General features: G+C 60.5%; 12 protein-coding genes. 6 read left to right on the plus strand and 6 right to left on the minus strand.

Annotated elements, in window-relative coordinates; genetic code table 11:
- Positions 1–108: 108 nt before the first annotated feature.
- The 4 genes from guaB (at position 109) to adhP (ending at position 4,325) form a co-directional block, all read left to right on the plus strand.
- Complete coding sequence (guaB, locus tag JZX87_RS04150; RefSeq protein WP_206824089.1) at positions 109–1,602, plus strand: IMP dehydrogenase; 1,494 nt, start codon at positions 109–111, stop codon at positions 1,600–1,602.
- Positions 1,603–1,701: 99 nt separating this feature from the next.
- Positions 1,702–2,121, plus strand: coding sequence for an MAPEG family protein (locus tag JZX87_RS04155; protein ID WP_148147403.1), 420 nt, complete (start codon positions 1,702–1,704; stop codon positions 2,119–2,121).
- A gap of 141 nt (positions 2,122–2,262) precedes the next feature.
- Positions 2,263–3,141, plus strand: a complete 879-nt coding sequence (locus JZX87_RS04160) for a dienelactone hydrolase family protein (RefSeq protein ID WP_206824090.1) — start codon at positions 2,263–2,265, stop codon at positions 3,139–3,141.
- A gap of 155 nt (positions 3,142–3,296) precedes the next feature.
- Positions 3,297–4,325, plus strand: a complete 1,029-nt coding sequence (gene adhP / locus JZX87_RS04165) for an alcohol dehydrogenase AdhP (protein ID WP_206824091.1) — start codon at positions 3,297–3,299, stop codon at positions 4,323–4,325.
- A 32-nt stretch (positions 4,326–4,357) separates the two neighbouring features.
- On the opposite strand, the gene JZX87_RS04170 is transcribed toward adhP, so the two are convergent.
- Entirely contained in the window at positions 4,358–5,254 is an 897-nt protein-coding gene (locus tag JZX87_RS04170; RefSeq protein WP_148147386.1) for a hydrogen peroxide-inducible genes activator, read from the minus strand.
- A gap of 112 nt (positions 5,255–5,366) precedes the next feature.
- On the minus strand, positions 5,367–6,317 hold the full coding sequence (locus JZX87_RS04175) for a LysR substrate-binding domain-containing protein (protein WP_148147385.1): 951 nt from the start codon (positions 6,315–6,317) through the stop codon (positions 5,367–5,369).
- A 191-nt stretch (positions 6,318–6,508) separates the two neighbouring features.
- Between JZX87_RS04175 and JZX87_RS04180 the strand changes: the two genes are divergently transcribed.
- Positions 6,509–6,814: a DUF1127 domain-containing protein gene (locus JZX87_RS04180; protein WP_206824092.1), complete on the plus strand. Its 306-nt coding sequence runs from the start codon at positions 6,509–6,511 to the stop codon at positions 6,812–6,814.
- Positions 6,815–6,955: 141 nt separating this feature from the next.
- Here the strand turns inward: JZX87_RS04180 and JZX87_RS04185 are convergent, their stop codons facing one another.
- From JZX87_RS04185 to JZX87_RS04200, 4 genes are all read right to left on the minus strand, one after another.
- The gene (locus tag JZX87_RS04185; protein WP_206824093.1) at positions 6,956–8,329 is read right to left on the minus strand and encodes a glutamate--cysteine ligase; all 1,374 of its coding nucleotides are present in this window, start codon (positions 8,327–8,329) and stop codon (positions 6,956–6,958) included.
- Between the two features lie 160 nt (positions 8,330–8,489).
- Positions 8,490–9,227, minus strand: coding sequence for a 16S rRNA (uracil(1498)-N(3))-methyltransferase (locus JZX87_RS04190; protein WP_206824095.1), 738 nt, complete (start codon positions 9,225–9,227; stop codon positions 8,490–8,492).
- Between the two features lie 9 nt (positions 9,228–9,236).
- On the minus strand, positions 9,237–10,763 hold the full coding sequence (locus tag JZX87_RS04195; protein WP_206824097.1) for an inorganic phosphate transporter: 1,527 nt from the start codon (positions 10,761–10,763) through the stop codon (positions 9,237–9,239).
- A gap of 112 nt (positions 10,764–10,875) precedes the next feature.
- A complete protein-coding gene (locus JZX87_RS04200; protein WP_206824552.1) occupies positions 10,876–11,358 on the minus strand; it encodes an NUDIX hydrolase in 483 nt (160 codons plus the stop codon).
- Between the two features lie 334 nt (positions 11,359–11,692).
- On the opposite strand from JZX87_RS04200, the gene JZX87_RS04205 reads away from it, so the two are divergent.
- The gene (locus JZX87_RS04205; RefSeq protein WP_148147380.1) at positions 11,693–13,126 is read left to right on the plus strand and encodes an FAD-linked oxidase C-terminal domain-containing protein; all 1,434 of its coding nucleotides are present in this window, start codon (positions 11,693–11,695) and stop codon (positions 13,124–13,126) included.
- The last annotated feature ends 90 nt before the right edge of the window (positions 13,127–13,216 follow it).

Genomic DNA, 13,216 nt, shown 5'->3' on the forward strand with positions numbered 1-13,216 from the left:
AACGTGTTACCAGCCCTCGCCAACTTCCATGTATTTCATGCAGAAGCAACCGGATGAAGGATTTCCTTTTCCCGGAGGATTCTGCCTATCCAACTGAAGGAACTGGCAATGGCACGCATCGTAATCTCGGCAACCGGCGCGGAAGCGCTAACATTCGACGACGTGCTTCTCCAGCCGGGGCACTCGGAAATCATGCCGGGTCAGACCAATATTTCCACCCGCATCGCCAAGGATATCGACCTTTCGTTGCCGATCCTGTCCTCGGCCATGGACACGGTCACCGAAAGCCGTCTGGCGATCGCCATGGCGCAGTCGGGCGGCATGGGCGTCATCCACCGCAACCTGACCCCGATCGAACAAGCTGAAGAAGTCCGCCAGGTCAAGAAGTTCGAAAGCGGCATGGTCGTCAACCCGGTCACGATCGGCCCGGATGCAACGCTGGCCGAAGCCCTGTCGTTGATGAAGGCTCACGGCATTTCCGGCATTCCGGTCGTCGAAAACGGCGGTCGCCCGGGCCGTCTGGTCGGTATCCTCACCAACCGCGACGTCCGTTTCGCTTCTGATCCGAACCAGAAGATCTTCGAACTGATGACCCGCGACAACCTGATCACGGTCAAGGACGGTGTCGAGCAGGCCGAGGCCAAGCGCCTTCTCCATTCGCACCGTATCGAAAAGCTGCTGGTTGTCGATAATGAAGGCCGCTGCATCGGTCTCATCACCGTCAAGGACATCGAGAAGTCGCAGCTCAACCCGAACGCCGCCAAGGACGCTCAGGGCCGTCTGCGTGCCGCCGCCGCCATCTCCACCGGCGACGATGGTGTCGAGCGCGCCGAGCGCCTGATCGATGCAGGCGTCGATGTCATCGTCGTCGATACCGCCCACGGTCATTCCCAGAAGGTTCTGGATGCCGTTGCCCACGTCAAGAAGATGTCGAACGCCATTCGCATCATCGCCGGCAATGTCGCTACCGCTGAAGGTACCAAGGCACTGATCGATGCCGGCGCAGACTGCATCAAGGTCGGTATCGGCCCAGGCTCGATCTGCACCACCCGCGTTGTCGCAGGCGTCGGCGTTCCGCAGCTCGCAGCCGTCATGGCCGCCGTCGATGAAGGCAACAAGCACGGTATCCCGGTCATCGCCGATGGTGGTCTGAAGTTCTCGGGCGACGTCGCCAAGGCGATCGCCGCCGGCGCCTCCGCCGTCATGGTCGGCTCGCTTCTGGCCGGTACCGATGAAAGCCCGGGCGAAGTTTACCTCTACCAGGGCCGTTCCTTCAAAGCCTATCGCGGCATGGGCTCCGTCGGCGCCATGGCGCGCGGCTCGGCAGACCGTTACTTCCAGGCGGAAGTGCGCGACACGCTGAAGCTCGTTCCGGAAGGCATCGAAGGCCAGGTTCCCTACAAGGGCCCGGTTTCGGCCGTGCTGCACCAGCTCGCCGGTGGCCTCAAGGCTGCCATGGGTTATGTCGGCGGCAAGGACATCAAGGACTTCCAGGAAAAGGCGACCTTCGTGCGCATTTCGGGCGCCGGTCTTCGCGAAAGCCATCCGCATGGCGTGACCATCACCCGCGAAAGCCCGAACTATCCGGGCGTCAGCTCGTAAAGAGTTGAAGCATCTCCACCGATTTCAGGCGGGCCGGGCATTTTGCCCGGCCCGTTTTCGTGCCAGAAGGTCGGGAAGATTTTAGGAGTATTGCCGATGATGACCGACACGACCGCCATGTTCTGGCCAATGATTGCCCACGCCTTTCTGGTCTTCATCCTCTATTACCTGCTGTCGATGCGCCGCGGCGCAGCCATCCGCGACGGCGGTTACGATGCGCGGCAGTTCAAGGAGAACTTGTCAGAGCCGACTGAGAGCCTGCTGGTCCATAACAACCTGAAGAACCAGTTCGAGCTGCCGATGCTTTTTCACGCCGGCGTGCTGGCGATCTTCATCTGCAATGCCGACAACATCATCACCATTGTACTCGCCTGGATCTTCGTCATCTCGCGTTACGCGCATTCCTATGTCCACATCACCAGCAACCGGCTGCTTCTGCGCCGCCCGCTGTTCATGCTCGGCTTCATGGTGACAGTGTTGATGTGGGGCTGGCTGGCGATTTGGCTCGCCACGTCCTGAGGCGGGTCCGCTCTCACGCACCAATCTTTTTAACGCACCAATTTCTTCACGCATAAGTGTAGCGCGGCCCTTCCGCGCTTCATCGCCTTGTCGGAGGGCCGCCCTAACTTTGCACGAAGCGTAGCGAGAGGAGCAGGCATCATGGACAAGGAGCCAAAAGTCACCCAGGCGATGATCAACGCCTATGACGAATATACCCATCTCCATCTCGACCGACGCAAGTTCATGGAACGGCTGACCGCACTCGCAGGGTCCGGCGCCGCAGCGGCCGCCATCGCCCCCATGCTCGCCGCCAATGGCGCCCGCGCCGCCATGGTCGAGGCAAGCGACGACCGGCTGACGACCGAAAACGTCACTTTTCCCGGTTCGACCGGCGACATGAAAGCCTATTGGGCCCGTCCCAAATCCGCGACCGGCCCGCTCGGCTCCATCATCGTCATCCACGAAAACCGCGGCCTCAACGACCATATCCGCGATGTCGCCCGCCGCGCGGCGCTGGAAGGCTTCAATGCGCTTGCGGTGGATTTCCTCTCTCCTCTCGGCGGAACACCCGCGGATGAGGACAAGGCGCGCGAGATGTTTTCCACCCTCGCGCCGGCACAGACTGCCGCTGATGGCGAAGCGGCGCGTGCCTGGCTTTCGAAACATGAAGGCGCCAACGGAAAAGTCGGTGCTGTCGGTTTCTGCTGGGGTGGTGGTCTCGTCAACCGCATCGCGGTCAACTCTCCGGAGCTTAACGCTGGCGTCGCCTACTATGGACAACAGGCACCGGCGGCGGATGTGCCAAAAATCAAGGCGCCGCTGATGCTGCATTACGGCGGCCTCGACGAGCGCATCAATGCCGGCATCCCCGCCTATCGCGAGGCACTGGAAAAGAACGGCAAGACCTTCGAGATCTTCGTCTACGAGGGCGTCAACCACGCCTTCAACAACGACACCTCGGCCGCCCGTTATGACAAGGCAGCCGCAGATCTCGCCTGGAACCGAACGACCGGCTTCTTCAGGCAGTATCTTAGCTGACACCAATCTTGCCACACACAAGTGTAGCAGCCTTGCGACAGAAGCGGCGGCGGCAAACCCGCCGACGTTGACATGTGTCAGTTCGGCTTCTTTTCTCTCCAAGGTTGCGGCGAGCAAGCGCTCAGCCGAATGTCATCGCTTGTGAGGAGGATGAAATGGCATCAACAATGAAGGCCGCCGTCGTACGGGCATTCGGAAAGCCGCTTGTCATCGAGGAAGTGACGATCCCCGATCCAGGTCCGGGTCAGGTCCTGATAAAATACGAAGCGACAGGTGTCTGCCACACCGATCTTCACGCCGCGAATGGCGATTGGCCGGTCAAGCCCAATCCGCCCTTCATTCCCGGCCATGAGGGTGTCGGCTATGTCGCAAAACTCGGTGCCGGCGTCTCCCGTATCAAGGAAGGCGATCGCGTCGGCGTGCCTTGGCTGCACACCGCCTGCGGCGCGTGCTCGCCTTGCCGCACCGGCTGGGAAACGCTCTGCGGCAGCCAGCAGAATACCGGTTATTCCGTCAACGGCACGTTTGCGCAATATGGTCTGGCCGATCCGGATTTCTGTGGCCGCCTGCCGGATAATCTCGAATTCGGCGCAGCCGCTCCCGTGCTCTGCGCCGGCGTCACCGTCTACAAGGGCCTGAAGGAAACTGAGGTCCGGCCCGGCGAATGGGTGGTCATCTCCGGCGTTGGCGGCCTCGGCCATATGGCGGTTCAATATGCCAAGGCCATGGGCATGCATGTTGTGGCCGCCGATATTTTTGATGAAAAGCTGGATCTGGCGAAAAAGCTTGGCGCAGACATCACAGTCAATGGCCGCGATGCCGATGCCATCGAGCAGGTGCAGAAGGCGACCGGCGGCGTGCATGGCGCGCTGGTTACCGCCGTTTCGCCCAAGGCGATGGAGCAGGCCTACGGCTTCCTGCGCTCCAGGGGCACGATGGCGCTGGTCGGCCTGCCACCCGGTTATATCTCGCTGCCGGTCTTCGATACGGTTCTGAAGCGCATCACCGTGCGTGGCTCCATCGTCGGCACCCGCCAGGATCTTGAGGAATCGCTGGTCTTTGCTGGGGAAGGCAAGGTTGCCGCGACTTTCTCTTGGGACAAGCTGGAAAACATAAACGCCATTTTCCACCGCATGGAAGAGGGCAAGATCGACGGCCGTGTCGTCCTGGACCTCGCGGCCTGATCCAAGATCGGGTGAGGGGCGCTCGGCGCCCCTCATTTCTGCTTCGGTGCTGTCTCGATAATCGCTGCCGCCAAGGCAGACATGTCCTCTGAACGCCCGCTGGATTTTCGCCATATCAATCCGATCTCGCGAGACGGAGCGGGATCGGCAAACGGCACGATTATCAGGTTGTTTCGCGCGGTTTCCGAGGCAAGCGCCATTTCGGGGATCAACGTCATTCCCATGTCATGGGATACCATCTGCAGCAGCGTCGCCATTGAGGTTGCGCCAAAATTGACGAGGCTTCTTTTCCCGGCCGCGCTGCAGACGGCAAGCGCCTGATCGCGCAGGCAGTGCCCTTCTTCGAGCAGCAGCAGCCGGTCGGCATCCACCTGGTTTTCCGTCATCGGCGAGGTCAGCACCTCACGGTCATTCTTCGCCATCGCCATGAAGAACCGGTCGGCGAACAAGGGCCTGACCTCAAGCGTCTCTGCTTCTACCGGCAGCGCCGCGATCACCGCATCCAGCCGCCCGTCGAGAAGTTCGGCAACCAGCCGGTCGGTCACTGTTTCCTTCAGCTCAATCTCGATTTCCGGATAGGCTTGACGCAGATACGGGATCAGTTTCGGCACAAGATAGGGCGCGACCGTCGGAATGATGCCGATGCGGATCGGCCCGGCCAGCACACCGCTCTTGCGCCTCGCCGTCTGTTCCAGTTCGTCGACCGCGCCAAGAATGACGCGGATGCGCGACAATACCGCCTCGCCCTTGGCGGTCAGAAGCACGCCGGCGCGATTGCGCTCCACCAGCTGCGCGCCCAGATGATCTTCCATTTCCATGATCTGGGTCGAAAGCGCCGGCTGGCTGACATGCACCATCGCCGCCGCCTTGCCGAAATGCCGCGTGGCAGCCAGCGCCTCGAAATACCGCATCTGGCGAAGTGTAAGCATGATAGGAAATTCCGATCGAATGGCGGCGATGCCACACCTCAAGATTATGATATGAGGGTATTTTCTTTAACCGTTTGCAGCCGCGTTGGAAAATGAAACGATGACGGTGATCTCACCACCCCGTCATCACCTGGCCCGACCTCGCTCGCGCCTGCCGGGCGAAGCTCTTCACCTCGCCGTCGAGATCGTCGGGTATCGCGGCCGGTGAAATGTTGTCGAGACAGGCGGTGATGTGATCGGTGATCGCGTTCATCAGCGACGGCGAAAGCCCCGGCCGTTTCATCAGGCCGATCTGCACTGGCGGCAGCGGCGGAAAGCCGTCTGCGGCTGTCAGAACCTTCATGCCCGGCCGAAGTGCCGATTCCGGCAGAACCGAAACGGCCATGCCGGCAAGGATCGCAGCCGCAATGACGGTCGAAGACCAGCTGGTGAACAGAACCTGATATTCGCGCCCATCCGCGTCCAGTGCCGAACAGGCAAGTTGCCGCCACAGACAGTCACGGCGTCCGACCGCAAGCGGCACCGGCGCATCGTCCTTCAGTGGATGGTTGGCGGATGCAACCCAGCACAGCGGTTCCGTCCGCACCACATCCGAGATCCGCTGCCGCGGGTTATGGGTCACGAGTGCGATATCGAGTTCGCCCCGCGCCATCTTTTCGCCGAGGCTGACCGATGGTTCACAGACGATATAGAGTTCCACATTCGGATGGGTCTTGGCGAACCGGCCGATGATTTCCGGCATGTAGCGGTCGGCATAATCGTCGGGAGTGCCGATCCGGATCGTGCCCTCCAGCCTATTGTCGTCGAACGCAGCAATCGCCTCATTGTTCAGCCGGATGATGCGCCGGGCGTAGTTCATCAGCTTCTCGCCCTCGGCGGTCAGGCGGTTGCCGCGCCCGTCCTTGGCAAAGAGCTGCTTGCCGATCCGCTCTTCAAGCCTGCGCATTTGCATCGACACGGCAGATTGTGTCTTGAACACCCGGTCCGCAGCCTTGGTGAAGCTGCCCGTGTCGATGATGGCGATGAAAGTATGCAACTGGTCGATATCGAGAGGAGCGGACATGGGCGTCATCCATCAGTGAAGTTGATAATCATCATTAGAAACATTCGTTGGACTGATCAATACGATTAACCGATAACACCTGCAATTCTCGAACAGAGGCGCTGTTGCAAACGGCGCAAATGTCTCACCGGCAATCCGCCCGCATCAGCAGTCGGAAAGCCTTTGACCGTGCCCGATGAAAGGATACCCCGATGAGCACGACCGAATGCGGAACTGATTTGAAGCTCGTAAAGGCTACGGCCCCGGTTCGCGCCGGTTTGGTCCAGACGGCCGTGTTCGTGCGCATCAAATCCGCATGGCGCGCCATCCGTAATCGCATTGCGGCGCATCCGCTTTCTGAATTGGATGATCATATGCTCGACGATATCGGACTTAGCCGCCGTGATGTCGTGATCGCACTTGATCGTTCCGGCGCACTGGATGATCCGTCTCTGCTTCTGGCAAAAGCGGCTCGTACGCGCGCCCGCACGCGGTTTGCCCGGCCGCCAGCTCGCTGACCGCGTGCATCATTCTTGACGTCTATGATTTTCCCCGCAGGGTAAGCCAATGACCCTGCCTCTTGCCCGGCCGGACACCCGCGCCGGGCCTTTTTTGTTTTGTGTGGAGCGAAGAAAAGCCCGCCGAAGCGGGCTTTCAGATCAATACTGGTATTCGTCGAACACCGGCTCGACCGAGCCATTCCAGCGGCCGTTGAATAGCGAAAGCAGGTCGTCGGCGAGCGTTGCCTTCTTCGCCAGCACTTCTTCGAGCGGTTGCAGGAAGACGCTTTCGTCCTGGCCGTCGCCATTCAGCTTCGCCCGTGCCTTGAGGCCGGCCGTCGAAATCCGCACTGCATCGCGCGCCACGTCCAGAACCGGACGGCCCTTGATCGTCGCTGCAAGCCCCTGTGCCGGCACGGCATCGCGCATCGCGACAACATCCTCGAACGTCCAGTCTGCCGTCAGCGCCTCGGCTTCGGCAAGCGCCGCATCGTCATAGAGCAAACCGACCCAGAAGGCCGGAAGCGCGCAGATCCGGCGCCACGGGCCGCCGTCTGCGCCGCGCATTTCAAGAAAACGCTTCAGTCGAACGTCGGGGAAGAGCGTCGAGAGGTGGTTCGTCCAGTCGCCCATGTTCGGCTGCCAGTCGGCCACTTCGCCCTTCAGTGCGCCGGCCATGAACTGGCGGAAGGTCACATGTGTGCAGTCGTGATATTTGCCGTCGCGAACGATAAAATACATCGGCACGTCGAGCGCCCATTCGACATAGTGGTCGAACCGGAAATCCGCATCGAAGACGAAGGGCAGGGTGCCGGAACGCCGGTTGTCGGTATCGCGCCAGATATCGCCGCGCCAGGAGAGGAGACCGTTAGGCTTGCCTTCGGTAAACGGCGAGGAAGCAAACAGCGCGGTCGCGATCGACTGCAGCTTCATCGACACCCGCATCTTGGCGGCCATGTCGGCTTCCGAGGAGAAATCGAGGTTAACCTGGATCGTGCAGGTGCGGTACATCATGTCGAGACCCTTGGCGCCGACCTTCGGCATGTAACGGGTCATGATGTCGTAGCGGGATTTTGGCATGCGCGGCGTTTCAGCCAGAGACCATGTCGGGCTGCCGCCCAGCCCAATGAAGCGGATGCCCATCGGCTCTGCGATCTCTTTCACCAGCGCCAGGTGCTTGTTGGATTCCTTGCAGGTCTCGTGGATCGTCTCCAGCGGCGCTCCGGACAATTCGAACTGGCCGCCAGGCTCGATCGAGATCGCGCCCATGCCGGACTGTTCTCCAAGCCCGATAATGTTCTCGCCGTCCATGATCGGCTCCCAGTCGAGCCTTTCCTGCATGCCCTTCAAAAGCGCGGAAATGCTGGCATCGCCGAAATAGGGAACTGGAGAGTTGTCCTTGGCGAAAAACACGAATTTCTCGTGTTCGGTGCCGATGCGGAATTTTTCCTTGGGGCGCGAGCCCTGCGCCAGATAGGCGGAAAGCTCAGATACCGAGGAAAGTGGTGTCTGGTCGGTCGTGTCACGCGCCATGAAAATACCTTGGTCGGAAGGCCTGGAATGATAAGCCAGACTGATAATCGTCCGGCTGATTGAACCGAATTCATCTGCGGTGCAAGCGAATTTGTTTCAAGATCAGTTCAGAAAAACAGTGCGATCTGTTGCGCTTTGGCAAGTCTGCAATGGTCCTCCATTACTTCCAATCACCGATCGCCGCCTGAATGACCGCCAGTGCCGCAACCGCCGCCGTATCGGCCCGCAGGATCCGCGGCCCGAGCGGGATCGCCGTCACGAAGGGCAGAGAGCGCAAGAGGCTGCGTTCCTCCTCCGAAAACCCGCCCTCCGGGCCGACCAGAAGCGCAAGCTTTTTCTCAGTGATCTTTGCCAGAATCGGCAGCGGGTTCTGGCCCTCGTCGCCTTCGTCACAGAAGATGATCCGCCGGTCTTCAGACCAGCGCTCCAGTATCTCGGCAAGCTTGCGCGGTTCGCAAACCTCCGGGATCGACAGCACGCCGCATTGTTCGGCAGCTTCCGTCACATTCGCTCTCAGCCGGTCGAGATTGGTGATCTTGCCCTGCACATGCTGGGTCATCACTGGCTGCATGGTGCCGGCCCCCATCTCCACGGCCTTCTGCACCAGATAATCCAGCCGGCCGACTTTTAGCGGCGCAAACAGATAATGCAGGTCGGAGGTTTCCGGCTGCGGCCTTGTCTGCTCGATCGGCTGAAGCACGATCTTCTTGCGGCTGGGAAAGGTGATCTCGGCCAGCCATTCGCCGTCGCGTCCGTTGAATACCAGAACCTTCGCACCGGCTTCCAGCCTCAGCACGTTGGCGAGATAATTGAACTGCTCGCTCGACACCTCATGCCGGGTGTCGGCAGACAGGGGAGCATCGACGAAAAGCCGCTGAAGGCGAAAATTGGCGCGCATGATCTTCTCTTACAAAAACAGCGCAAACATAACCGTAGCAATGATCGCCGCAAGGCCTGCCGCGGCCGGAAGCGTGATAATCCAGGCGGCGAGAATGCTCAGGATATGCGAACGGCGCACCAGGTAGCGCCGTTTCATCTCGTCGTCATTGTGCTCGCGTTCCTCGGGCTCGGGCTCGGGGTGGATGTCGCGGCCGGAACGGACCCGCATATATTCGTAGCGCCGCTTCGAATTGCGTGTGTACCACTCACGGAAAAGCCCGACGCCGAAGACCGCGCCCACGGCAATATGGGTGGAGGAAACCGGTAGTCCGATCCAGGAAGCGACGAGCACCGTCAGTCCCGTCGACAGCGAGACGCAATAAGCCCGCATCGGGTTGAGCTTTGTGATCTCGGCACCCACCAGCCGCACCAGTTTTGGTCCGTAAAGCAGAAGCCCGAGCGAAATGCCCAGACCGCCGATCACCAGTTCCCACAGCGGTACGCCGGGCATGCGGTGCACGCTGCCGGTGGCCACGTCCTGAACCGCTCCGACGATCGCCGCCAATGGCCCGATCGCGTTCGACACGTCGTTCGCTCCATGCGCAAATGACATCAGCGCCGCCGAAAGGATCAGCGGAATGCGAAACAGCTTTCTCAGCGACTGGTTGCGGTTTTCAAGTCCCTCCGCCTGCCGGGCAATCACCGGGATCAGCACCCGCCAGGCGATAAGGCCGGTCACGACGGCCACCAGGCTTGCCAGATAAGGCGAGGGCGCACGCAGCTGGTTGCCACCGACAAGTGTCAGATAGCCCGCAAATACCCCGGTCATGATACCGATCAGCACCGGCACCCATGTCTTGGCTGACGTGATCTTGTCTTCGCGGTAGATGATCGTTTCCTTGACCAGCAACAGGAAGGCCGCCGCGATCATCGCTCCGAGCACCGGTGAGACGACCCAGCTTGCGGTAATGCCTGCGACCAGCCCCCAGTTGATCGCGCCGAAACCGGCGGCGGCAATGCCGGCACCCATCACCGCACCGACGATCGAGTGGGTGGTCGAGATCGGCGCGCTCGCCCAGGTCGCGATGTTGATCAGCACGGCAGCGGCAAGAAGCGCCGCCATCATCGCCCAGATCAGCACGTTAGGGCTGGAAATCAGCGCCCCGTTGGTGATGCCGCTGGCGATCGTGGTGGCGACATTGCCGCCGGCAAGAACCGCCCCCGACACCTCGAAAATGGCGGCCAGAACCAGACCGAAACCCATCGTCATGGCGCGCGCACCGACGGCAGCACCGATATTGTTGGTCACGTCATTTGCGCCGATATTCATCGCCATATAGCCGGCCAGGGCCGCAGCGGCGATGACGATGACGGAACCGGATGTGCCGGTCACATAGGTCGAGGCGAAAATCGCGGCCAGAATGATGAAGAGCAGCGCCACGCCCGGACCGGCAAGCCCGCGCGCCGTATGCCGCGCGGCGTCTTCCACCGAGGAGAGTTTTTCCAGATCCTTGTCGAGCGTCGGCTTTGCCAGACGCGGCTTCTGTTGGGCCATGCTTCGTTTTATCGGTAATGAGCAGCGCTTGGATATCTTGCTCCGGTTTTATCCCGAAGCTTTTTTAGCGCTCGCTTTTGAAGAGATTATGATGTTGAGCCGCAGGGCCTGCTCAGCCCGTGGCTTTCATGGCGAGAGTGCCAACCGCGGCGACATCCTGAACCGGTTTGCGCATCTTTTCGGCAAACTGCAGCATCAGGATTTTCAGTTCCGGCTCGTTCACCCGGTTGGAGGCTTCTTCGGGAGAAACCCACTCGATCTGCCGCACGCCCTTTTCCTTGAAGTCCTTGCAGCTGCCTTCGACCTTGAGCAGATGAACCTGCACGCGCACCGGCACCTTGATGCCGTTATCGAGACCCTTGCGGTAGTGGTAAAAGCCAAAAGGCTTTTTCTCGGCCTTGCCCTTGACGCCGACTTCTTCCCTGGCTTCCTGCTCGGCGACCTGATGCGCTTGTCTGTTTTCCATCGGCCAACCCTTGGGGATCACCCACCGACCGGTATCGCGACTGGTGGCAACCAGAACCTCGTATTCGCCGCGCTTGGTGGCGCGATAGCAGATCGCAGCATATTGCTGGCGCGGGGGGCGCTGCACCATGAGACGAAGATTGCTGGCGATACGGTTCATCAGGCCCAATTTAGAAAACACCTCCGAGAGTTTCATTTTACTAATATAATGATTGCGCCAGGATTAACGAGGTGTCGGGATCGAATTTAATCGTGAATCACCCGTTAAAAACCCTTACTCAGCTAAATATAAGGGGGTCGATAAACTGAGACGTCAACAGCTTATTGCACACCTGTTCAACTTTCCTCGAAATGTTGCCGAAATGCGCATGGCGAACGCATCGAGGCGACATTCGTCAAGAATAAGTTGAAGCATCCCGGCGTCATGAAATAGGTTGCGATTGAGACATGCGAGGGAGGAATGCATGCCGCAGCCAATCCAGTTTTTGCCGCCGAGGCAGGATGTCCTGTCTCGCAGGGCAACCATCATCGATGATCTGCGCGGCCTTCTGCCGGCCGATTGCGTCATCCATGAGGCGCGAGAGCTGGTTCCCTTCGAAACCGATGCCTTCATCAGCTATCGTCGCGTGCCGCTTGCGGTCGTTCTGCCGCGTACCACCTCGCAGGTGGCGGCGGTGATGAAATACTGTCATCGCTACGGTATCCCCGTCGTGCCGCGCGGCGCCGGTACCTCGCTTTCGGGCGGCGCCATCCCGCAGGAGGATGCGGTCGTGCTCGGCCTGTCGCGCATGTCCCGCATCATCGAGATCGACTATGCCAACCGCACCGCGACGGTCCAGGCCGGCGTCACCAACCTGAATATTTCCGAAGCCGTGGCGGTGGACGGTTTCTTTTACGCACCCGATCCCAGCTCCCAGCTTGCCTGCACCATCGGCGGCAATATCGGCATGAATTCCGGCGGCGCGCACTGTCTGAAATACGGTGTCACCACCAACAATCTTCTCGGCGTGAAACTGGTCCTGGTCGATGGCCAGGTGATCGAGCTGGGCGGCAAGCATCTGGATGCGGCAGGCTATGATCTCTTGGGCCTCGTCTGCGGCTCGGAAGGCCAGCTCGGCATCGTCACCGAGGCGACGGTTCGCCTGATCGCCAAGCCGGAAGGCGCCCGCCCGGTCCTGTTCGGGTTCTCGACATCCGAGGAAGCCGGCGCCTGCGTGGCCGATATCATCGCCGCCGGCATCATACCGGTCGCCATCGAATTCATGGACAAGCCGGCGATCGAGATCTGCGAGGCTTTTGCCAAGGCTGGTTACCCGCTCGATGTCGGCGCACTCCTGATCGTCGAGGTCGAAGGCTCGGAAGCGGAAATGGATGCCACGCTGGAAAACATCGTCGAGATCGCCCGTCGCCATCAGGTCATGACCGTGCGCGAATGCCAGTCGGCAACCGAGGCCGCGCTGATCTGGAAAGGCCGCAAATCCGCCTTCGGCGCCACCGGCCGCATCGCCGACTACATCTGCATGGATGGCACGGTGCCGCTCGGCAAGCTCTCTTATGTGCTGAAAAAGACGTCGGAAATCGTCGATCGCTTCGGCCTTCGCGTCGCCAATGTGTTCCACGCCGGCGACGGCAACATGCACCCGCTGATCTTGTTCAACGCCAATGACCCGGAAGAGGCGATGAAGGCGGAAGAGGCGGGCAACGAGATCCTCAAACTCTGCGTCGATGCCGGCGGCTGCCTCACCGGCGAACACGGCGTCGGCATCGAAAAACGCGACCTGATGCGGCATCAATATACGCCGGCCGAGCTTGCGCAGCAGATGGCGGTGCGCGCCGCGTTTGACGAGGACTGGATCCTCAATCCGTCAAAGGTGTTTCCGCTGGAAGGGAGGGGATGAAGCCTATGCTTTCCAGTTCCGTCTCGTTCCCCCATCACTCCCCTCTGCCCTGCCGGGCATCTCCCCCACAAGGGGGGAGATCACGAGAGG

Origin of the sequence: Agrobacterium sp. Ap1 (assembly GCF_017313375.1) — a bacterium.
Classification (GTDB): domain Bacteria; phylum Pseudomonadota; class Alphaproteobacteria; order Rhizobiales; family Rhizobiaceae; genus Neorhizobium; species Neorhizobium cellulosilyticum.

Coding starts and splice junctions, on each gene's coding strand:
- JZX87_RS04185 (WP_206824093.1), bottom strand. CDS start 8,329: ATGGCGCGTGACACGACCGACCAGACACCACTTTCCTCGGTATCTGAG.
- JZX87_RS04190 (WP_206824095.1), bottom strand. CDS start 9,227: ATGCGCGCCAATTTTCGCCTTCAGCGGCTTTTCGTCGATGCTCCCCTG.
- JZX87_RS04200 (WP_206824552.1), bottom strand. CDS start 11,358: ATGGTGCAGCGCCCCCCGCGCCAGCAATATGCTGCGATCTGCTATCGC.
- guaB (WP_206824089.1), top strand. CDS start 109: ATGGCACGCATCGTAATCTCGGCAACCGGCGCGGAAGCGCTAACATTC.
- JZX87_RS04205 (WP_148147380.1), top strand. CDS start 11,693: ATGCCGCAGCCAATCCAGTTTTTGCCGCCGAGGCAGGATGTCCTGTCT.
- JZX87_RS04180 (WP_206824092.1), top strand. CDS start 6,509: ATGAGCACGACCGAATGCGGAACTGATTTGAAGCTCGTAAAGGCTACG.
- JZX87_RS04160 (WP_206824090.1), top strand. CDS start 2,263: ATGGACAAGGAGCCAAAAGTCACCCAGGCGATGATCAACGCCTATGAC.
- JZX87_RS04155 (WP_148147403.1), top strand. CDS start 1,702: ATGACCGACACGACCGCCATGTTCTGGCCAATGATTGCCCACGCCTTT.
- JZX87_RS04195 (WP_206824097.1), bottom strand. CDS start 10,763: ATGGCCCAACAGAAGCCGCGTCTGGCAAAGCCGACGCTCGACAAGGAT.
- JZX87_RS04175 (WP_148147385.1), bottom strand. CDS start 6,317: ATGTCCGCTCCTCTCGATATCGACCAGTTGCATACTTTCATCGCCATC.
- JZX87_RS04170 (WP_148147386.1), bottom strand. CDS start 5,254: ATGCTTACACTTCGCCAGATGCGGTATTTCGAGGCGCTGGCTGCCACG.
- adhP (WP_206824091.1), top strand. CDS start 3,297: ATGGCATCAACAATGAAGGCCGCCGTCGTACGGGCATTCGGAAAGCCG.